Consider the following 20,375-nt stretch of genomic DNA (forward strand, 5'->3'; position numbering starts at 1 on the left):
CTAATTGATTGTTTGATCTTCTATAAAAGTGTTACTGTTTATCGATTTGTCCTGTTTGAATTTTTGAAATTCTTCTAAATCATATACCGGACATGCTCCTATGTGATTGGTTATAAACGCCCCCAAAGCTATTGCTTCTTTCATAGCATCTAAATTTGAGAACCCTTGAGCTCTTTTAGCTAAAAATCCGGCCAGAAAAGAATCACCACTACCGACTGTATCTTTTATTTCAACTTGTATGGCTTCTGAATATATATATTGATATTGATCACAATATACCGCTCCTTTACTTCCTTTGGTTACAATTAGTCCATCTAAAGAGAATGTTTTACGAATATATTTTACGGCATCTTCTTCAGATGTATATTCTTTCCCCACCCATTCTAACAAAAGCCTTAATTCTGCCTTATTCATCTTTACTAAATCAGCTTTTTTCATAAAATCGATAATCGATTCTTGAGAAATATATGGAGGTCGTAGATTGATGTCAAAAACTTTATATGGCGCAACTTCAATTAATTTTGACAAAGTGTTTTTGGATAAATTATTTCTGCTTCCTAAACTTCCAAATACAAATCCTTGTGAATTCTTTACTAAATTTTCATATTCATCTTTCCATTCTATAAAATCCCAAGCTACGGGTTCTACAATGGTATAATGAGCTTCGTTATTTTTATCTATTTCTGCTATTACAGTCCCTGTGTTGTATTTATCGCTTATCTGGCATTCTTCTGTCGGAATCGCTGCTTCTTGTACTTTGTTAAGCAATTCTCTGCCTAATTCATCATTTCCAACACAACTAATCATTCTTCCATCAACACCCATTTTATTAAGATGATATGCAACATTAAATGGAGCTCCTCCTATTTTCTTTCCTGATGGGAATATATCCCATAATATTTCTCCAAAACAAATGATGGGCTTCGTATTCATATTATTTTTCATTATGTATCTTATTAAGAAGATTGTTTTATTATTAATTTGGAGTTGTACACTCTCGGTTTGAATTTTAAATTTTTATCTTCAATCATGCCGGTAATTATTTCTACAGCTTCTTTGGATATTTCATACAAAGGTTGTTTTATATGACTTACCGGTACTTTAAAAATGTCAAAGGCTTCTGATTCATCAAAAGTAATTAGTGCTAATTCTTCGGGTATTTTTATGTTTAAAGTCATTAGTTTTTTAAGTCCTGCCAATGCTAATTTATTTGTTGCAAAAAATAAGGCATCAATGGGTTCTTCTTTTGATAGTAATTCATCTATAGCATGGGAAACTTCTATATCTATTTTCGCTTCATTAATGTATTTTATATTTTCTGATTTAATAGTTAAACCTCTATCCAACACAGCTCTTTTATAACCATTTACTCTTTCATTTATATGAATTAATTCCGTTTGAAATGATAGTATACCTATGTTCTTTTTTCCTTTTTTTATTAAATGTTCTGTGGCTTGATAGGATGCTCCGTAATTATTAGTAGTAATTACGGGTATTTCCATATTATTATTAAAATATCTGTCTATTAAAACTATCGGAGCATTGGTTTTAGCTAAATCCAATATATACTTTTCTGAGCCTTCTACCGGTAGAATTATAAAACCATCTACCTGTCTGGTAAGAAAAATATCTATTAATTGCTGCAATTTTTCTGCGTTTTCATCGGAACTTCCAATTAATATTACATATCCTTTGCTGCTTATCTCATCTTCAATAATCCTTGCTATTTGAGAAGCAAACGGGTTGGCAATATCTGCAACCAACAAGGCAATGGTATGAGTTTTTTTGGCTTTGAGACTTCGCGCTATGCTATTGGGTCGGTAATTCAGTTCTTTAGCTGCATTTTTTATTTTTTCTGCTGTTAGTTTACTTATTCTATCGGTATGACGACCGTTCAAAACATATGAAACCAACGCAGTCGAAACCCCTGCTTTTAAAGCAACATCTTTAATTGAAACTCTTTTCATAGTAATTGTATTTTATAGCTTAGTCAATAAGCCCTAATTCTTTTTCAATTTGTTCTAAAGATTTTCCTTTGGTTTCCGGAATCCAAAATTTAACAAAAATAAAGGCAATTACAGTAAATATTCCAAAAATTCCAAATAATGCACTGTCTCCTAAATTTGCTCGTATAATTGGTGCAAAATATACAGTTAAAAATGTACAACCCCAGCTAACAGCAGTTGAAAAAGACATTGCTAATCCTTTAATTCTATTAGGATAAATTTCGGATATAATTACCCACATTACCGGAGCAAAGGATGCAGCAAAAAAGGAGATATATCCTAATAAGGCTATTAAAACTCCCATACTATTTTTTTCAGGTTGTAAGAAAGCATATGTCAAATATCCTAAAGAAACAGCCATTCCAAAAGCTCCCCATAATAAAAGAGTTTTACGACCTTTAGAATCAACTAATTTCAAGGCAACTATAGTCATTAATACATTTACAATTCCCACGATCATGGATTGAAGTAAAGCTGTATCACCACCTACTCCGGCAGAACGGAAAATATCCGGTGCAAATATTAATACAGCATTTATACCGGTAATCTGCTGGAATGCTGCTATAAGGGTTCCTATTGCAACTATTTTGCCAGTCTTTCCGTTAAATAATTCTTTACTGCTGGCTTTTTCTTTGTTCTTTTCAGCATTTATGGATTTTTCCATTTCAGGAAGTTCGTTTTTAACATAACTATCTCCTCCTATTTTATTAAGAATTTCTACGGCTTCGTCTTTTTTCCCCTTAGCTAAGAGCCAGCGCGGACTTTCCGGAAATGAGAATACTAAATATAGTAAAAAAATGATCCCGAATAGGGCTGGGACTCCCAACATATACCTCCAACTTTCTTGACCTAAATTAATCAAGAAATAATCAAAAACATAGGCTAAAAAGATACCGATGGTTATTGCAAATTGATTGAATGATACCAACGTTCCTCTTTTATTGGCCGGGGAGATTTCTGAAATATACATGGGGCCCACTACTGAAGTAGCTCCTACAGCGAAGCCGGAAAGAACCCTAAAAATAGTTAATCCTATAAAGCTGGTTGCAAAAGCACAACCTAAAGATGAAATTATATATATAATTGCTGTAATGATCATAACATTTTTACGGCCATATTTTTCAGCTATACTACCTGTAAAAAATGCTCCAATTAAGCAACCTATCATTAAAAAACTGGCAACCGTACCTAATCCGCTATCGCTTAAACTGAAATCTTGCTTTATGAGATCATTGGCTCCGGCAATTCCTGCCATATTTAAACCGAATAATAGACCTCCGTTTACAGCAACGAAAGTAATCCAATATAGATATTTTGTATTCATATTACATTTATGTTTGTGGTTTCATGCAGTAAAATTATATCATTTAATCGATTAAATGATTTTATTTGAAATGAGTTATATCATATTAAAAAATGATAATATTTTTATAGGTGTGGAGATTGATAGTATGAAATTATATTTCTTATTTTTTCAAATGATTCAAAAATAATTTTATTAAATGTAAACGAAAATGAATTCTTAAATTTAAATATTGTTAGGTTGAAAAAAATGATTCATTAACTTTAAAAAGATTTTTAGTTTAAAAAATATAAATCTTTTATCTTTCTAAATTTATTGTTTAAACGTTTAAACATGTTTTAAAATTCTTATATGTAAAAGCATCATACAAACTTATTTAAGAAAGCAATATAATCTTTACTTAATAATTCTTTATACTAATCATAGATATAAATATAGGGGTTTATATCATTAAATTCAAACTAATTGTAATAGTTCGTTTTGCTTGGTTTGGATTTTCTAATTTTCTTAGGCGGATATTTCTTAAACAACAAATTAATTGATGAATTATAAAAGGAAGCTCTAGAAGCGGTAGAGGTATTAAAAGGTTTAGAATCTACAACTTTTGATGTCCAAACTAAATTCTTGGTTTTTGCATCATCAAAATCGACTTTAAACGAATAATTAACAATTTTACTATTATTTTTTATGGGTATATCTACATTAGTACCTAATCCAAACCAACCACTTCCTCCTCCAATTCCTAAATTGACCGAACTATTGGCAGGGTGTGTAAGTTGGGTATAAACTTCCACGGCTACATAAACATCGGGGTTATCAACATCTTTTGTTAAACCTTTGGAAAGCAACACCGCATCCAGGTTTTTCATAAAATTTGTACTGTCTATTTTATTATTAAGTTTTACTTTATTATCTGCATAATAATTATAGGTTTTTACTGTAGAAAAATTATATCCTGAATCATAATCTACTGATAGATTATTGGTTTGACATGAAACCAATGTAATTAATAAAATAAATAGCAGCCAATGAGATTTCATATATTTATATAATTTACATTCAACATAAGTAACAAATTTACTAATATTTTAGTCATATTTTACTTGCCTATCTAAATTATGTCCCTTTTATGTGATTGTTATCAGGTTTACGTTATTTTATCTCAAAACTCTACTTCCTTGTTATAATTTTACACCTGTTAATTAATACTTCTTTATGACTGATACTTCAATTGAAATAAAATTTGTAAGCGAAGTTATTTCAGATATTGCTATAAGCCTTATCATGAATGGTGCTAATACTTCGCGAACATTAAAAAATACGCAAAGAATAGCCGGGGCTCTTGGTTATGAAGCTGATTTATTTTTTTCGTTATCAGGCGTTGTACTTAGTGTGAGAGATAAGAAAACTCATGTTATGCATACTATAGTTCGTGCTATACCTCATATTGGAGTAAATTTTGAAATTGTTTCTGAAATCAGCATATTATCATGGAGAGTGATTCATGAACAAATGGATGTGAATGCCGTAAATGAACAATTTAATTCTATAAAGAAAATTAATCATTACCCGAAACCCGCCATTTGGTTTTTTGTAGGTCTTGCCGGAGCCAGTTTATGCAGGATTCTTAATGGTAGTTGGATTGAGTTTTTTATTACTTTCCTTGCGACTGTTTTTGGAATCCTTTCCAGACAATTTTTAACTCAAAAAAAATTCAACATTTTTATAATTTTTACTATTGCTTCTTTTACTGCCGTATCTGTTGTGAATATTTTTAGATTAATCACCGGCCTTGATCTTAAAAGTGCTTTTGCTGCCAGTGTTTTATTTTTAATACCGGGTGTGCCTTTAATTAATTCTTTCATAGATATTTTAGAAGGATATGTTACACAAGGTATTGCCAGGGGAATACACGGATCAATGTTAATTTTTGTTATCGCTATGGGCCTATTTTTATCATTATTTTTATTTGGATATGGATTTAATTAATTTTTTTACCGTTTGTGAGAATGTAACTATTTGGGAAAAAATATTTTGGTCTATGTGGGTATCCATAGGCTTTGCCGTTATATTTAGAACGCCTTACCGTTCGATGTGGGTGGTAGCTTTGTTAGGAGCTATGGGATTTAGCTGCCGAGCTGTTTTATTACATTATTTTGTAAATCAAATCGTATTTTCAAGTTTTGCCGCTGCCAGCTTAGTAGGTATATCAGGCGTTTATTTCGCTCATAGAGTACACACCCCTCCTATTGTATTTACGATTCCCGCTGTCATTAATATTATTCCCGGTAAAATGGGCTATGAGTTTATGATTTCTTTGATCGAGGTTATGACTTTAAAAGAAGGGGAACCACTGCAATTTAATTATTTAGTAGAAATGCTTGAAAAAGCTACTCGTACGGGGTTTACTTTATTATCACTCGCATTTGGCGTTGTTTTTCCTTTATTAATTTTTAAAACCAGATCAGTTAAACAAACTAATCTTAATCAATTATTATTTAATAAACTGGTTCATATTAAAAAGAAAAATGAATAAATGATTTGTTAAACATATTGATAGTCTTATGATAAAATAAATTATTTAACTGATTATATTTAATTTATCTCCATATACTTAATTGAGCATAAAGAATGTCAAATTCACCCATTTAATTTTTTAATTAATTATTTTTCAATTAGTTTTTGTTAGTTTATACTATTAAGTAAAAAAAACAATCATATAGTTTTATATGATTGTTTTTTCGATAATAACTTTTATTTATTAATTATCTTTTTATTTTTTGAAAAAATCATTTCAATTAATTTCAACGGATTCATTATTAATTGAATAATTTTTAGCTTAGTTAAAAACAAACATACTAAAGTAATTGTTATAGCAGCTAAAATATCAATTATAAGTGGTATATGACTGAAATGTTTTGTAACTATCCCCCAATATATTGGATATACAATCATAATATGTAACAAAAGGATGCCCAAACTAGCGGAACCAAATTTATAGAAGGTATCCGGAATAATATTAAAAAATGCTGCAGAACTGAATATGGCAAAAACAAGAAAAATCAACCTTTGAATCAATCCATCGGTAATAGTAGGAAATACACTATAGGAGTATCCACCAAATGTGGTGAATGCATGATAGCTTGTTCCGTATAAACAAACCCAGATACCAAAAATCGTAAAAAATAATACGGAATATATTTTTTTAATATTTTTTATTCTAGACCAGATATCTTGTGGGGCATAATATCCTACAAAAAAATGGGGTATAAAAACCAAGATTCTTAGTGCAGAAACATAATCAGGATGCAATATAGGATCTATCTTTATAAATCCAACAGATAACGAAATAACCGTTGAAATTAGTAAGCTTGCCCATGCCGGTATATTAAACTTTTTTATTAGTATTATAAAATATCTCCAAAGTATTAATCCCGCAAGATACCAGAGAGGACCTATGGGTAATAGTATATATCGTACGATATTGAAATGCCCGGCAGCCATGGAGGGGATTGAATAAAAAAGTTGAAATAAATAATATACTAAAACAAAGCCTAAGAAGAATTTTTTAAACTTATCCCATGTTAAATTTTTTGAGAAATAACCTGAAATGATTATAAATAAGGGTATTGTAAAGGTTGAAGAAAAAATGTAAATCAAAAGTTTGATTTTAGATGTAAATAAATCATATTCACAGGTATGTGCTAATACAACAAAAAATATTAAAATGAACTTAGCGGAATCTAAAGATTTATTCCTTTCCATAAAAAAATAAAATTATTTAATAATAAACTATTTGTATAATAAATGCAATTTAAAATATAATGATCTGTTTATAAACATATAGATCCGACTGTTAATTATAAATTTAAATGTTCTTAAAATTTATAAAAATCTCCAACTTCATATAAATAAAAATTTAACTTTATTTACCAGCATTCCCAAAGGTTAAAAGCATCTATACTTTTATAAAAATTGGTCAAATATACACATAAAATGTTAATACAATTCATATAATAATCATGAGTGAAAAGTAATGATAAAAATCACATTAACAAATAAAAATCAAAAAAAAGTTTATTTTATATTAATAATATATATTTTTAAATAAAATTTAAAACTGATCATACTATGAATTATATTTATTTTTATATAAGATCAACACCATTTGTTGTTTATTTTTTTTTATTTCTTTTTCCCTCAACTCCTATCTTTTCTCAAAAAATACAGCGGCAACAAAGTATTGGTGGAAACCAAATTAATTATACCGATATTGAACCTATTGAAATGGTAGGTAATAATTACTTTTTACCGGGTTATATATCCGGTGCATACCTTAATGCAGTAGCAAGTGGTCAATATGGAAGATATAGCCCTAATAAGCCGGATGCATTTAGTTTCAGCTAGGGATTTTCTTTTCAAGGAATCTTTGGAGAAGCAAGCTTAAGTATTGGAATTGCAGTAGCCAACGGTGATGCGGCTTTAGTTGTGGGAACTGGAGGTGGTCTGGGAATAAAACCGAGCAAACCGGGGGTAAAAACCGGGGCTCAATTTGCTTTTCATGATAACTATGGGGATAATAAAGATGTTTTAAAAGGTCTTTCCGGAACGGATGTTAGCTGGGGAGGCTCCTTTTTGGTAGGAGGTGTTTATTCAACGTCTGTATTTAATGAAGATGGTAAACTTAAATATGATCCAAGCGGAGTACGAACTATTGGAATAAATGCCGGATTGGGGTTCGGAGCGGGTGTTGCTGTTTCTAAATCCGAAACTTTTAGATTAAGCAATGGTATTCGTCAGTTAAGTAATTGGTTTAACAATAAATAAAAAGATAATGAAAAAGATAATTATTTTATTATTGGGAATTAGTTTATTACGTTCTTGTTTAAAAATTGATTGTGAAAAAAATGCTGATTTACATAGAGATGAAGAATGTATTATGATCTTAGAGAAAGAGCCCTCAACAAGTCAAGCTTATTTAGATTTATATGGAGTGGATATGAATATGGGAAAACCCTGTCATTGTAAAGCTAACAGTCGTTGGTGGTTAACATTTAGGGATGATATGTCTGTAGGAGATACGTTAATTAAACGAAAAGGGGAATTAATTTTTTATATCCATAAAAAAGATACTATTGTAAGTTTTCCTTGGGAATGTGAGGGTAAAGTGTATCAATAAATTTTATTACTTCTATTTTAAAAGAATGTGCTACTGTTTTTTGCTGATGATGAAACTTTAAAGGTGTAAACATAACAAAAAATATCAGTGAATGTTTTATTGTTCAGAAAATCGAAAGTATTTTAAATAAAAAACCCTCATAATTCTATATGAGGGTTATAATTTTGTAGCGAGGAGCAGACTTGAACTGCCGACCTTTGGGTTATGAATCCAACGCTCTAACCACCTGAGCTACCTCGCCAATTAATTCGAGGTGCAAATATAACGGGATTTCATTAATTTACAAAATTATTTAATAGTAAAAGCCGATTTTTAACTTTCTGCTTTAGGTAAAAATATTTCTGCTAACATACATCGTACGCCACCGCCGCCATATTTTTCAATTGTGGGAATATCAAATACCAATATTTGACTGTATTTATTTATGGCATTTATTTGACCTGCATTCAAGGATTGATAGGCTGTATTGGACATTACTAAAAATCTTTCTTTTTTATCGTTTTCCAGTTGTAAGGTATTTCCTAAAAAATGATTCATTTGTTCTTCTGAAATGATAATTACCTCCTTTTTCGTAGTTTGTAAAAAGTCTATTACTAGTTTTCTTTCTTTTACATCTTGGATAGATTCTTTACAAATTATGGCGAAATCTTCTGCCACGCTCATCATTACATTGGTATGATACACCGGGTATCTTTTACCATTTTTTTCTTGTGTAGAATGAAAAACTACAGGTGAGAATTCCAAATCTTCACAAAACTCTATAAAAAGTTCTTCGTTGGTTCTTTCTGAAATGGCAGCATAGGCGATTTCATTAGTACGATCCAATACCATGCTTCCGGTTCCTTCTAAAAAAATATCTTCCTCTTCAGCCCGGCTGTAATCTATTATTTCATTAATTATAAATCCTTCCTTCTCTATACTATCCAATATATCTTCTCTTCTTTCTACTCTTCTATTTTCAGCATACATAGGATAAAGCACTACTTTACCGTCTGAATGAAAAGAAATCCAGTTATTTGGAAAAATTGAATCCGGTGTATGCGGTTGCTCCGTATCTTTAACAACCAAAACATTTATTCCGAATTTTCTAAGTTTTTCAACCATATTTCTGAATTCTTCCTTTGCTTTTTCTTGAATAGATTCTACGGAAACCGAATCGTTTTGTTGGAAGAAATTATTTTTTGCTGTTTGATAATTATACCCAAAGGAAACGGGTTCTATCATCAATACGGTATTTGTTATCTGCTTATTACTCATTTGTACGTATTAAAGGTAAAGTGGAACATCTTAGAAGGCCTCCCATTTTTGATATTTCATGGTAAGGAACTTTTTCTACTTTTATATTCCATTCGTTTTCCATAAAATTATTAAGCCTTTCAAATTTATTTTCCGAAATAACCACTTCCGGTGAAATGGAAAATACATTAGTGTTCATGTAATACAATTCTTCGTCCGTTACTTCAAAGACATTATTTGTGCCAAAAAAATCAAGTAAGAAATGATAATCTTTTTCATTTGCAAAACCTCCTTTGTAAAGAATAGCTTTATCTTTTCCAACAGGCATAAAGGTGCAATCGAGATGTAAAATTCCGTTTCTCGGATTTTTATCATCTTTTTTTAACGGTAAATTTATAAAGGTTTTATTAGGAAATAAATCTTTTAAGTAATCTATAGCATATTGGTTTGTTCTCGCTGTTTTAATATTCGCAAAGTCTTTTCCTTCATAAGCTCCGCAAAAAACAACATCGTTGTGAGGTATAATATCCCCTCCTTCAACTTTTGCTTTTTTAGGAAGATTATAAATATTCTGAAAATATATGGATTTGAATATTTCTTTATAAGCATAGAGTTCTTCTGCTCGATCTGCAATCATATTAGATATAATGATCTTATCTTCTATAACAAAGGCTACATCTCTTGCAAATACTTGGTTATAATCTTTTAAAATTTCGGGAGATAAAACCGTAACATCATATTTTTGAAGAGCATTTTTAAATTCCTTCATTTCATGTATTACGTCTTCTTCTATAGGGTAACTGTTGTTTTTTACATTTTCATAAGACTTTGCATCATAAGTTTCATTTAGTTCCGGTGTTTTTCCCATAGAACAGGGTTGACCTAGAACAACCACTTTCAGCTTTGATGTTTCATTTTTTATGTTGAGCTGCATAATATTTCATCTAGTTAATTGATTAAAAAAAATCAAAGTTAGTTCAAATTTACAGAAAATTTATTTTTAAGGAGTTTTACTTTATGTTAACGGGCTTTATTCGCCTAATTTAGTTTTTATTAGCTTCCAAAATTTTTTCATATTGGTGTATGATCTTATCTTTTGAAAATCTATTTTTTATGGAATTTTTTATACGATTTTTATCGTATTTTTTACTTAATGTTATTTTTATCTCCTCTGCAAAATTTTTATGATCTTCAATGGAAATAATTCTTCCGTTGATGTTTTCTTCAATTATTTCATTGATTCCCCCTTTACAATTATTTGCTAATGAAAATGTTCCGGTAGCTCCTGCTTCTAACAATACATTGGGAAAACCTTCATATCTGGAAGAGAGGATAAATAAATCTGCATTTTTTAAATATGGATAGGGATTAGTTATTTTTCCTAAAAATTTTACATTCTTAATTTGTAAAGAATCTTTTAATTCTATCAATTTTTCTTTATCGTCACCCTCTCCTATGATATATAAAAATATATTTTCATTTTTTAGGTATGAAAAAACTTTTAATAGATTGTCAAAGCCTTTACGATAAGAAAGATTGCCGATAGCCACTACATTTTTAAAGCCTTCGAAAAATGGAAAATTCATAGATTCGAGTGATTTTGCTTCAACTGCATCTACATCCACCGGATTATTGATTTTTATAATCTTTTTCTCACGTATTTTCAGGTTGTTTATGAGGTCATTTTTCATATCATCACTCTGTGCAATGACGGTATCAAAATTATTGTAAAAACGATAAAAAAATCTTATTTCCGGCCGGGTTACATGTTGGGAAACTATATTGGTTTCTCTTGCTATAAAACGTATTTTCGGAAAAAAGGGTATTATGGGTGCTAAATAGGCCGATACTTCACCCCATCCGCCAAAAACAATATCAGGTTTTAATGTTCTAAGTACCTTAATTATGGGAAAAAATGCATTTCTTATTCGAGATGTTTTTATATCTATAATTTCAATATTTTTATCTAAAAGCTCAAGATAATATCCTTCTTTCCTCATTAGAAGGAGCTTTGGAGTAAATTTATTTTTATCCAAATTATTTATAAGCAAAGTAATTATTCTTTCTGCCCCGCCCATATTTAAATCCGGAAGTATAAATAGTATAGTTTTCATTTACACTTTATTGTTAATATATCCTTCGGTTGCTTTTTCATTGGGTTGTATTTGAGCTACATTTCCAATTACAATTGAATTATCGGGAATATCTTCCGTAACATAGGCATTGGGCGCGATCAAAACATTATTTCCTATTTTTATATTGCCTACAAGTACTGCATTAGTACCTATCCATACTTCATCTCCTATAACAGGTACTCCTGCTTTTTTGCCTCTGTTCGTTTTTCCTATGGTAACTCCGGGAGCTATATTGCAGTTTTTGCCAATTTTTACTTTGGGATTTATGATAACTGTTCCCCAATGACCGAGGTAAAAGCCTTCTCCAATTTGTGTTTCCGGATATATCTGAAATCCATATTTAGTTTGGTAATGATATAAAATCAATCGATATAAAGTTCCTAATATCGATTTTTTTGGATATACGGATGCTTTTCTTAAAAAATATATATACCGAAAATTGGGATTTATTAGAGCTTTGCCTAAAAATTTCCCCGGCCATTTTCCGTATATTCTGAAATAATCTTTTTGTATTAAAGAGTTTGACATTTTATAAATTGTCTAAAATAGTTGTTAATCGGGATACAGCATTCTCTAATGTAAAGGGTAATTCCTTGTCGTTCATTTCTTGTACATATTTTTGGGTGATCTCGGGTTGTGTTAAAAATTGTTTCATTCCGGTATAAATCCCTTCTTTAGAATTTTCAACGATTTTTCCTAATTTACCCTCTTGTAATATTTCGCTGACTCCGGAAACATCCGTAGCTATTATCGGCTTTTTCAACGTTAGTGCTTCAAATAAAACGGTTGGATATCCTTCATATCGTGAAGATAAAATAAAATAATCAGCATTTTTAAAAAATGGATAGGGATTTTCTTGATAACCTACCATTTTTACTGTATCATCCAAATTCAATGATTTAACCAAAGTATGGATATTTTTAAAATCATACCCGTCTCCTACTATATAAATTTTATGCTTATATCCTTCTTGTAAAAGCCTTTTATGCATTTTTATAAGTCGGTCAAAACCTTTCTGTGGAAAAACTGTACCAACAGCTACAAAAATTTTTTCATTCTTTTCTTTTGTAAAAGTAAAGTTAATATCTTCTTCTGATTTATTTATAATTTCTTGAGAATCAATTGGATTATAAATTCTAATTAGTTTTTCTTTGTCCTCTCGGGTTGTGGCTAGTTTTTCGAATCCGGATTTAATTTTTTCAGATATTACCCATATTTTATCTGCTTTAAAAAAATTACTTAATTTTTTGGTTGTATATTCTGATATGCTAAACAAATCATTATGAACCCAAACTACCTTTTTTGAAGTTTTTATTGGACTTTTTAAAACTTCTTCTAACAGTCTGTGATTGGCAATAAGCTCTATATCATAATGCTGTTTTTTTAAAATAAATTTATAAAGCGCTTTAGGAAATAATTTCAACAGTTCTTCATAGGATCTTCTAAAAGCTTTAACGGGTATTTCCCAAGGTTTGTTTGTTGTTATCATTTCTCCTTTATGTAGATGATATACTGAGACCCAAGAGGGAACGTCTTTTAAATATTTTCCTGATTTAAGATTTAATAACAGATCTATTTCATATTTATTTTCGGGTAAATTTTTTAAAAATGTTACTAAAACTTTTTCAGCTCCTCCATGACGTAAGGATCCTATTCTAATAAGTATTTTCTTTTTTTTCATCTTAACTTTAAAAAATTTTTTAATTCATTTGAAAGTTTTTTTTCAATTAGATGATAAAGTATATATGAAAATAATATTATGCTTAACATCATTAAAATGTAGAAAAAATAATTTAATAAATCAATTTTAAATATTCCCGGAAAAATATCAAAATGCTCCTTCAATAAATTTGGAATAAATGGATGAAATAAATATAAAGAATACGATATATTTCCTAAGAAATAAAGCGCATTTAGATTTATTTTTATTTGAGAAAAATCAAAATTAATTACGCTATATACGATGAATGTAAAAAAAAGTAATAATCCTATTTTATTATTTATTTTAACATAATTGAATAAAAATAAAATCAATATAAACATTGATACAACAATTAATACCAATGAAATATGAAAATTAGTTATTATAATTTTATTTCTAAATAACCCTAATAATACTCCTACCAAAAAGTAATTTAGCTGAAAGCTTGAAATCATATTTAGATAACTATTTTGATATTTAAAGTGTTGTAAACTTATAAATATCATAAAAAATATAAGCAAAACTTTATATTTATAATGCCCAAATAATAAGCTTATTGCAAATATCAAGTAAAAAAACATTTCATAGTTTAAAGACCATCCTAAATATAAAATAGGGAATTCATTATACGGAATAAACATTATGGATTTTATAATTTTAATAAATACATTCCAGTTAAAAGAATCAATAAATATGATATACCAAACTATTGTTAATATAGTATACAAAGGAGCAATTCTAATTATTCTTTTCTTTATAAATAATTTTGAATACTTATATTGACTTTGTAAAAAATTATCTTTTGTGGTATATATCATTATAAATCCACTAATGATAAAAAATAATTCTACTCCATACAAACCTTTTGCAAATAAAAAATCTCCTAACTTACTACTATCATTTAAATTAATCCAATAACGTGTATGAAATCCACATACAAGCAATGATGCTAAACCTCTTAAACATTGAACATAGTATAATAATTTCTTATTTTCCATTTTTAACTTTAGTTAATTTTTATCTAAAAGAATTTTCCATGTTGAAATAATGTTTTCCTTTTTCCATTTTTTAGATTCTTCATAAGAAGATATATTTAATTTTTTTAACAACTCTTCATCAGTTATTAATAATTGAAGCTTATTTGTAAAATCTTCTTTATCATGATGCTTTATTAGAAAACCATTTTTATTATTTACTATTGAAGCAGGACCAAATTCACAATCATAAGAAATCAAAATATTGCTACAAAACATAGATTCAACCAGTACCAGACCAAAAGCCTCAGATTCTGATGCTAGTACTAAAATTTTACTTTTCATCATATAGTTACACACCTCTTCTTTTGTCTTATTTCCCAATATCTCTATATGTGAATGAGGATGATCTTTTACATAATTTTCTAAATAACTTTTTTCAGGTCCTTCTCCGATTATTTTAAAATTCCACCCTTCTTTTTCTTTTAAATTAGAATATATTTCCACTAGTTGCCTTATATTTTTTTCAGGATGAAGCCTTCCGACAAATAAAATGGTATTTTCTTTTTCTTCACAACATATAAATGACATATTCTCAAAAGGATCACCTATGAGGTTATAAATTAAATAGCTGTTAGGATTTATCTTTTTATAATGTTCTTCGGATTCTTTATTTATATAAATAATTCCTTTTAAATTCTTGTAATACGGTCGCATAAGGGTATACCAAAATAAACCTCCCATCTTATAGTTTATGTGTTCCCACGCCCATGTTTTCTTATTTATTCCTTTCATGGTGGACAACATGCTTGAAAGAGTATATCTGCAAGAAACTATGGTATCATAATTCTGATGGTTTTTTTTTAACCATTTTTTTAAAAGGCAATATACTCCGTATTGATAAATATAATTTTTAATGTTTTGTTTCTTTGGCAACCACGAAAAGTATTTGTTAATTAGTACCATTGCCTGAAATGATTTTGTATTTCCAAAAGAATTTAAAACCACTGACTTAATTTTAGGGTTTAAATCGTATAGAAATACCTCATTTCCATCCAAACATAAAACCGTTATATCGAACTTAGTACATAGTTCATTCATTAAATTAGTTAAAACGGTTTGTACTCCTCCGGATTTACCTAGTGAATAGGTTATAAACAATAACTTTTTCATTTTTTTATTACAGCTATCTTTTATTTATAAAATAATATATATAGCTAAATGGCAATGTTAAAACACTCATAGTCTTAATTAAAGGATTATTAATGTCTGTGATATTTGACGCTAAAGATTTTTTATTTAAAAAGGAATAAAATTGAAATCCTATTAAATTTCTAAGCAAAGTTTTAGGATATGAAAATAACTGATAGCTATAATTGTTTAGCATGGCTTTATATCCCTCTCTTAATCCGAAAATATTTTTCCCCTTCCAACGAGTATTGGAAACTGATTCTGAATCGTTATCGTCTTTATGATATGTACGAATTATCTTATTAATAAATTTTGTTTTTAACCCTTTTGCATCGTAAATGGTAAAGAAAACACTTTGAGGAATATAGCCTTTATTTTCATAAATTAAATAATCAAATTTATCCAATTCTCTTTGATAACTCTTTGTTATAAAAATACCATTTTTATCTCCCTTTACTTTGTACTTATACCGCATTTCTAAAATTGAACCTATAAATCCGTTTTCAGGGAAATAACTTCCTACTAAATTTCCTTCCGTATCTGCTGAATGTCCAATTACTCCAATATATTGATCTTGGTTTTCAATGCTGCAAACTTCATCATACAATATTTCAAATGAATTCTCAGGCCAACTATCATCTGAATCAATAATTACAAAATAAGGCGTTTTTACCTTCTTAATTCCTTCAAATACGGTAATAAATTTATGACGATTTTTTCCTTTATAGTATTCAATAGGAATACTATTTTCATCTATATATTTTTGTACCAACTGACTGGTCGAATCCGTAGAACCATCATCCATAATTATCCACATAAATTGTTTAAATGATTGTTTTTTTAGTGATTCATAGACTCTATCGAGCGTATGAGCCCTATTATAAGTGGGTGTTATTACTGTTATTACGGAATTTTTTTCCATTCATTGATTTTTTTACTTTGTTAACAGCTTTTCTATTTCTTTATATATAGGAACTGGTGAGAAAATTTCTTTACAATTTTTATTATTTTCGATAAAGAATTGCACTTTTTTTGGGTCATACAACAGGGTTTTCATTGCTTCATATAGGGCTGGTTCATTCTTACTTGGAATGAATATACCGTTTTCTTGGTCTACCATCATTTCTCTAATTCCTCCAACATCGGTAGTTATAATCGGCTTTTCCAATATAAGGCTTTCCGCAATAACTAAAGGATACGCTTCTGAAAATGAAGGAAGGATAAAATAATCTGCTTCTTTAATCAACGGGTAGGGATTACTATATTCTCCCAGAAATATAAATGTTTCTTCTATACGAAATTCTTTTACCTTTTTTAGTAATTCTTCTTTATATTCTCCTTCTCCAACGATATATATTTTATGATATAATCCATCATCAATTAGCTTTTTATGAGCTTCAATTAAAAGTTGATAGCCTTTACCCGGTTTTATTCTTCCAACTGATATAAATGATTGTATTGAATCATTTTTAAGTGAACTGATTTTTATAATTGGTTTCAGCTTGGATTTAGCTATGATATCATCAACCTCTATTGGATTATAAATAATCTTAGCATTTGCAGCTATCTGATCATTAAAACTTTTTGCACTTTCCATAGTTTGTTGTGAAACATAAACCATGGTATTAAATCTCAAAAATTTCGCTACAAATTTCTCTTTATTTCCATTTATGGTAATATTTTTTATATCACCATGCATCCAACCTATTTTTTTGGATTTTAGATTAGGACTGTTTAAAACATCATCGTAATTATAATGGAAAAAAGCTATTTCAACATCTTGATCATAGAGTTTTAGGTTTTTATATAATAATCGTGGAAATTTTGAATACAATTTTAATTTTGCAGCCCTAGTGATTAATTGAAATTTTTTTATAAAAGAATTTGAATTCATAAATTCTCTTCCTTTTCCTATATATTGAACTTTAATGGATTCCGGTATTTCTTTGATTAGTTCTCCTTGATATAGATTCAACAATAAAGTAACATCAAAAATATTCTTATCTAAATGATTTAAAATATTTAGTAAGACTTTTTGAACACCTCCGGTTTCCATGGATCGGATTCTAAAAAGAATTTTAATTTTCTTTATTTCTTCCATTTATATAAGTAAAATATATATAGTTAAATCTATTTTTAATATTTTTTAATTATTTATTTTAATCGCTATATCTCAATTAATAGTTATAAATTTTAAATTCATTTTTATGAATAGTACCATCTTTCCTTTTAAAATAGATTTTAAAAATAAATGTAATACTAAGTATATTTTTAAGTAAATCTAAAAAAAACTTACCAATTCTTTCTATTTTATTATTACTTATATAAATTACATGTTTTTAATATATTTGCTATTATGAAATTTTGTAAAAAATACTTATTATTTTTTATTTTACTAATAGGAAATTTATTTTACGGTATAAATAGAGATTCAACTTTTATATCAATTCAGGATTCTTTAAATCGTAGACCCAAAGTAGGCTTAGTTCTTAGTGGCGGAGGTGCTAAAGGGTTCGCTCATGTAGAAGTTATAGAAGCTATTGAAAAAGCAGGAATTAAAATTGACTACATAAGCGGAACCAGTATGGGTGCCATAGTGGGTTCGTTGTATGCTGCAGGATATTCTCCTAAAGAAATGAGAAATATCATTAAAAGCATTGATTTTAACGAACTTTTTTTACAGGACAGAAATCGTAATTTTATTCCTTTTTTTGATAAATCTTACAGAGAAAAATATATTTTAACTTTACCCATCTCCAATTTTAAAGTAGTTTTTCCATCAGCTTTAAGTAAGGGACAAGGACCTTTAATGCTTTTAACTAATTTATTGTACAATGTTCATGATATTCATGATTATTCTAAACTACCGATACCTTTCTTATGCATAGCAACTAATTTAGAAACCGGTGACGAAGAGCAAATGGAAAAAGGTTTTCTTCCTCTCAGTGTTTTGGCCAGTGGTGCTTATCCTTCTCTTATAGAACCGGTTAAAATTGATGATAAAACTTTAATTGACGGTGGAATTGTTAATAATTTTCCTTCTCGAGCGTTACGAGATAAAGGCATGGATATCATAATTGGAGTTGATTTAGGCAATGGTTTACAAAAAGCGAATGAAATCAAATCAATATTAAATATCATTAGTCAAATTATTAGCTATCGTATCAATATCAAAACGGATTTTGAACGAAGTTATGTAGATTTACTAATTCGACCTGATGTAAAGAATTATGAGGTAACCGATTTTGATAAAAAGGATTCCATTTTGTATAAAGGAAAACTAGCCGGAGAAAAGGCGTTTCCTGAACTATTAAAAATTGCTAAATTACAAGGGTTTGATACTATCAATAGACCGAGAATACAGGAACTACCTTCCGAAAAAAATTTATTTATTACCAAACTTTCCATTATTGGTAATTCTTCTAAAGATTCTGTTTATATAAAAAGAAAATTAGGTTTGAAATTACCTCAAAATACCTCTATTACCAAATTAGATAAAGGAATTTCTGCTTTATATTCTACGGGAAATTATAATCGGGTTTTTTATGAGCTAACTTCTGAAAACTTTAATGAAAATCAACAAGTTAACTTATATCTGGATAAAAAAGATAACAATTCCATAAAATTTGGAATCCATTACGATGATGTATATAAAACTTCTCTTTTAGCTAATGTTACTTTAAACAAACTCATATTAAATAATTCCAATTTATCTATTGATGTAATTTTCGGAAATAATTTCAGAACTAATATAAATTATTATATTGATAATGGAATATTACCAAGTATTGGATCTAATACGACGTTTAATTCTTTTAATTTTAATTATTCCGATATAAAAAGAAGTGAATATTCGTTTAATCGTATTCGATACTTTAATCAACAACTTTATCTACAATCTACCTTAAATGAAAAATATGCCGTTGGTACCGGTATAGAATATAGTTATATGCGCATCTCACCCTTTTCCTATGATCGAATTAATGAAGTAGATCACAAAAATTTTAATAAGGACGAGAGTTTTTTTTATAATCCTTATTTTTATATAAAGGCTGATACGAGAGATAACTCTAACTTTCCTTTTAAAGGTTTTAAACTAGATGCCTCTGCTAAATATATATTTTATTCTAATGCTCCTAATTTTGAAAAATTTTCCACAATTAAAACACAATTAAGTTATTCAATCCCTTTCGGACATCGATTAGCTTTAGAAAATCAACATTTTTTAGGAGTATCTTTTAATACGCCTTCTTTACAATACAAATATTTTAACGGTGGTTATTTTGAACAAGATTTCTTAAATTTCAGTAAATTTTTAGGATTACCATTTGCCTATAAATCCGGGGATCAACTATTCTCATTATATTCTTCTTTAAACTATAAAATCTTAAAAAATCATTATGTGAAAATTTATGCAGACATGGCTAATGTTGAAGATGAATTTAACGATATAAGATATTTTAAATACAAATATTTTAGTTATGGAGTGGGATATGGATATGACAGTCCTTTTGGACCTATTAACTTATTATACACATTTTCTACCAATCAAAACAAAGGTGTATTTAGTGTTGGTTTAGGATATTGGTTTTAACAAAATAGTTACCTATCATTTTTTTCAAGCCTATTTATGTAAAATTACTTTATTT

General features: G+C 28.6%; 20 protein-coding genes and 1 tRNA gene. 6 read left to right on the plus strand and 15 right to left on the minus strand.

Annotation, left to right across the window (positions count from 1 at the left end; genetic code table 11):
- From G8C41_RS08955 to G8C41_RS08970, 4 genes are all read right to left on the minus strand, one after another.
- On the minus strand, positions 1–945 hold the full coding sequence (locus G8C41_RS08955; RefSeq protein WP_160567722.1) for a carbohydrate kinase family protein: 945 nt from the start codon (positions 943–945) through the stop codon (positions 1–3).
- Between the two features lie 11 nt (positions 946–956).
- The gene (locus tag G8C41_RS08960; RefSeq protein ID WP_166007367.1) at positions 957–1,967 is read right to left on the minus strand and encodes a LacI family DNA-binding transcriptional regulator; all 1,011 of its coding nucleotides are present in this window, start codon (positions 1,965–1,967) and stop codon (positions 957–959) included.
- Positions 1,968–1,986: 19 nt separating this feature from the next.
- A complete protein-coding gene (locus G8C41_RS08965) occupies positions 1,987–3,330 on the minus strand; it encodes a sugar porter family MFS transporter (RefSeq protein WP_166005052.1) in 1,344 nt (447 codons plus the stop codon).
- Positions 3,331–3,770: 440 nt separating this feature from the next.
- Positions 3,771–4,349: a DUF4136 domain-containing protein gene (locus tag G8C41_RS08970; RefSeq protein WP_166007369.1), complete on the minus strand. Its 579-nt coding sequence runs from the start codon at positions 4,347–4,349 to the stop codon at positions 3,771–3,773.
- Between the two features lie 175 nt (positions 4,350–4,524).
- Here G8C41_RS08970 and G8C41_RS08975 point away from each other — a divergent pair, with 175 nt between their 5' ends.
- Together G8C41_RS08975 and G8C41_RS08980 are read left to right on the plus strand one after the other, a co-directional pair.
- On the plus strand, positions 4,525–5,298 hold the full coding sequence (locus tag G8C41_RS08975) for a threonine/serine exporter ThrE family protein (protein ID WP_166007371.1): 774 nt from the start codon (positions 4,525–4,527) through the stop codon (positions 5,296–5,298).
- Positions 5,285–5,845 carry a threonine/serine exporter family protein gene (locus G8C41_RS08980; RefSeq protein ID WP_105296456.1) on the plus strand — a complete coding sequence of 187 codons (561 nt, stop codon included), beginning with the start codon at positions 5,285–5,287 and terminating at the stop codon, positions 5,843–5,845. The genes G8C41_RS08975 and G8C41_RS08980 overlap by 14 nt, the downstream gene beginning before the upstream one ends.
- A 218-nt stretch (positions 5,846–6,063) precedes the next feature.
- On the opposite strand, the gene G8C41_RS08985 is transcribed toward G8C41_RS08980, so the two are convergent.
- Positions 6,064–7,074, minus strand: coding sequence for an acyltransferase family protein (locus G8C41_RS08985; RefSeq protein WP_166007373.1), 1,011 nt, complete (start codon positions 7,072–7,074; stop codon positions 6,064–6,066).
- 366 nt (positions 7,075–7,440) lie between these two features.
- On the opposite strand from G8C41_RS08985, the gene G8C41_RS08990 reads away from it, so the two are divergent.
- From G8C41_RS08990 to G8C41_RS09000, 3 genes are all read left to right on the plus strand, one after another.
- Complete coding sequence (locus G8C41_RS08990; protein ID WP_166007375.1) at positions 7,441–7,716, plus strand: hypothetical protein; 276 nt, start codon at positions 7,441–7,443, stop codon at positions 7,714–7,716.
- 81 nt (positions 7,717–7,797) lie between these two features.
- Positions 7,798–8,136, plus strand: a complete 339-nt coding sequence (locus G8C41_RS08995) for a hypothetical protein (RefSeq protein ID WP_166007377.1) — start codon at positions 7,798–7,800, stop codon at positions 8,134–8,136.
- Positions 8,137–8,143: 7 nt separating this feature from the next.
- Positions 8,144–8,488: a hypothetical protein gene (locus G8C41_RS09000; protein ID WP_166007379.1), complete on the plus strand. Its 345-nt coding sequence runs from the start codon at positions 8,144–8,146 to the stop codon at positions 8,486–8,488.
- A 167-nt stretch (positions 8,489–8,655) separates the two neighbouring features.
- Here the strand turns inward: G8C41_RS09000 and G8C41_RS09005 are convergent.
- The 10 genes from G8C41_RS09005 to G8C41_RS09050 form a co-directional block, all read right to left on the minus strand.
- Positions 8,656–8,729, minus strand: a tRNA-Met gene (locus G8C41_RS09005).
- A 71-nt stretch (positions 8,730–8,800) separates the two neighbouring features.
- On the minus strand, positions 8,801–9,745 hold the full coding sequence (gene ctlX / locus G8C41_RS09010) for a citrulline utilization hydrolase CtlX (RefSeq protein WP_221404041.1): 945 nt from the start codon (positions 9,743–9,745) through the stop codon (positions 8,801–8,803).
- Positions 9,738–10,658, minus strand: coding sequence for a dimethylarginine dimethylaminohydrolase family protein (locus G8C41_RS09015; protein WP_166007382.1), 921 nt, complete (start codon positions 10,656–10,658; stop codon positions 9,738–9,740). Before G8C41_RS09015 ends, ctlX begins: the two co-directional genes overlap by 8 nt.
- 109 nt (positions 10,659–10,767) lie before the next feature.
- Positions 10,768–11,838, minus strand: coding sequence for a glycosyltransferase (locus tag G8C41_RS09020; RefSeq protein ID WP_166007384.1), 1,071 nt, complete (start codon positions 11,836–11,838; stop codon positions 10,768–10,770).
- A complete protein-coding gene (locus G8C41_RS09025; protein ID WP_105296464.1) occupies positions 11,839–12,387 on the minus strand; it encodes a serine acetyltransferase in 549 nt (182 codons plus the stop codon). It lies immediately after the preceding gene.
- A 1-nt stretch (position 12,388) separates the two neighbouring features.
- Positions 12,389–13,540, minus strand: coding sequence for a glycosyltransferase (locus tag G8C41_RS09030; RefSeq protein ID WP_166007386.1), 1,152 nt, complete (start codon positions 13,538–13,540; stop codon positions 12,389–12,391).
- Positions 13,537–14,559: an acyltransferase family protein gene (locus G8C41_RS10230; protein WP_105296466.1), complete on the minus strand. Its 1,023-nt coding sequence runs from the start codon at positions 14,557–14,559 to the stop codon at positions 13,537–13,539. Before G8C41_RS10230 ends, G8C41_RS09030 begins: the two co-directional genes overlap by 4 nt.
- A 12-nt stretch (positions 14,560–14,571) precedes the next feature.
- Positions 14,572–15,708 (minus strand): glycosyltransferase, encoded by a 1,137-nt coding sequence (locus tag G8C41_RS09040; RefSeq protein ID WP_166007388.1) that lies wholly within the window; start codon positions 15,706–15,708, stop codon positions 14,572–14,574.
- Between the two features lie 13 nt (positions 15,709–15,721).
- Complete coding sequence (locus tag G8C41_RS09045) at positions 15,722–16,648, minus strand: glycosyltransferase family A protein (RefSeq protein WP_166007390.1); 927 nt, start codon at positions 16,646–16,648, stop codon at positions 15,722–15,724.
- Positions 16,649–16,660: 12 nt separating this feature from the next.
- Positions 16,661–17,827: a glycosyltransferase gene (locus tag G8C41_RS09050; protein ID WP_166007392.1), complete on the minus strand. Its 1,167-nt coding sequence runs from the start codon at positions 17,825–17,827 to the stop codon at positions 16,661–16,663.
- 255 nt (positions 17,828–18,082) lie between these two features.
- Between G8C41_RS09050 and G8C41_RS09055 the strand changes: the two genes are divergently transcribed.
- A complete protein-coding gene (locus tag G8C41_RS09055) occupies positions 18,083–20,320 on the plus strand; it encodes a patatin-like phospholipase family protein (protein ID WP_166007394.1) in 2,238 nt (745 codons plus the stop codon).
- Positions 20,321–20,375 lie beyond the last annotated feature (55 nt).

It is taken from the genome of Apibacter sp. B3706 (assembly GCF_011082725.1).
Lineage (GTDB): Bacteria > Bacteroidota > Bacteroidia > Flavobacteriales > Weeksellaceae > Apibacter.

What these genes read in the sequence shown, in the direction of transcription:
- ctlX (WP_221404041.1), bottom strand. Translation starts at nt 9,745, where the DNA reads ATGAGTAATAAGCAGATAACAAATACCGTATTGATGATAGAACCCGTT.
- G8C41_RS09000 (WP_166007379.1), top strand. Translation starts at nt 8,144, where the DNA reads ATGAAAAAGATAATTATTTTATTATTGGGAATTAGTTTATTACGTTCT.
- G8C41_RS09050 (WP_166007392.1), bottom strand. Translation starts at nt 17,827, where the DNA reads ATGGAAGAAATAAAGAAAATTAAAATTCTTTTTAGAATCCGATCCATG.
- G8C41_RS09015 (WP_166007382.1), bottom strand. Translation starts at nt 10,658, where the DNA reads ATGCAGCTCAACATAAAAAATGAAACATCAAAGCTGAAAGTGGTTGTT.
- G8C41_RS09055 (WP_166007394.1), top strand. Translation starts at nt 18,083, where the DNA reads ATGAAATTTTGTAAAAAATACTTATTATTTTTTATTTTACTAATAGGA.
- G8C41_RS09020 (WP_166007384.1), bottom strand. Translation starts at nt 11,838, where the DNA reads ATGAAAACTATACTATTTATACTTCCGGATTTAAATATGGGCGGGGCA.
- G8C41_RS09030 (WP_166007386.1), bottom strand. Translation starts at nt 13,540, where the DNA reads ATGAAAAAAAAGAAAATACTTATTAGAATAGGATCCTTACGTCATGGA.
- G8C41_RS09040 (WP_166007388.1), bottom strand. Translation starts at nt 15,708, where the DNA reads ATGAAAAAGTTATTGTTTATAACCTATTCACTAGGTAAATCCGGAGGA.
- G8C41_RS08955 (WP_160567722.1), bottom strand. Translation starts at nt 945, where the DNA reads ATGAAAAATAATATGAATACGAAGCCCATCATTTGTTTTGGAGAAATA.
- G8C41_RS08990 (WP_166007375.1), top strand. Translation starts at nt 7,441, where the DNA reads ATGAATTATATTTATTTTTATATAAGATCAACACCATTTGTTGTTTAT.
- G8C41_RS08970 (WP_166007369.1), bottom strand. Translation starts at nt 4,349, where the DNA reads ATGAAATCTCATTGGCTGCTATTTATTTTATTAATTACATTGGTTTCA.
- G8C41_RS08975 (WP_166007371.1), top strand. Translation starts at nt 4,525, where the DNA reads ATGACTGATACTTCAATTGAAATAAAATTTGTAAGCGAAGTTATTTCA.
- G8C41_RS10230 (WP_105296466.1), bottom strand. Translation starts at nt 14,559, where the DNA reads ATGGAAAATAAGAAATTATTATACTATGTTCAATGTTTAAGAGGTTTA.
- G8C41_RS09045 (WP_166007390.1), bottom strand. Translation starts at nt 16,648, where the DNA reads ATGGAAAAAAATTCCGTAATAACAGTAATAACACCCACTTATAATAGG.
- G8C41_RS08965 (WP_166005052.1), bottom strand. Translation starts at nt 3,330, where the DNA reads ATGAATACAAAATATCTATATTGGATTACTTTCGTTGCTGTAAACGGA.
- G8C41_RS08985 (WP_166007373.1), bottom strand. Translation starts at nt 7,074, where the DNA reads ATGGAAAGGAATAAATCTTTAGATTCCGCTAAGTTCATTTTAATATTT.
- G8C41_RS08960 (WP_166007367.1), bottom strand. Translation starts at nt 1,967, where the DNA reads ATGAAAAGAGTTTCAATTAAAGATGTTGCTTTAAAAGCAGGGGTTTCG.
- G8C41_RS09025 (WP_105296464.1), bottom strand. Translation starts at nt 12,387, where the DNA reads ATGTCAAACTCTTTAATACAAAAAGATTATTTCAGAATATACGGAAAA.
- G8C41_RS08980 (WP_105296456.1), top strand. Translation starts at nt 5,285, where the DNA reads ATGGATTTAATTAATTTTTTTACCGTTTGTGAGAATGTAACTATTTGG.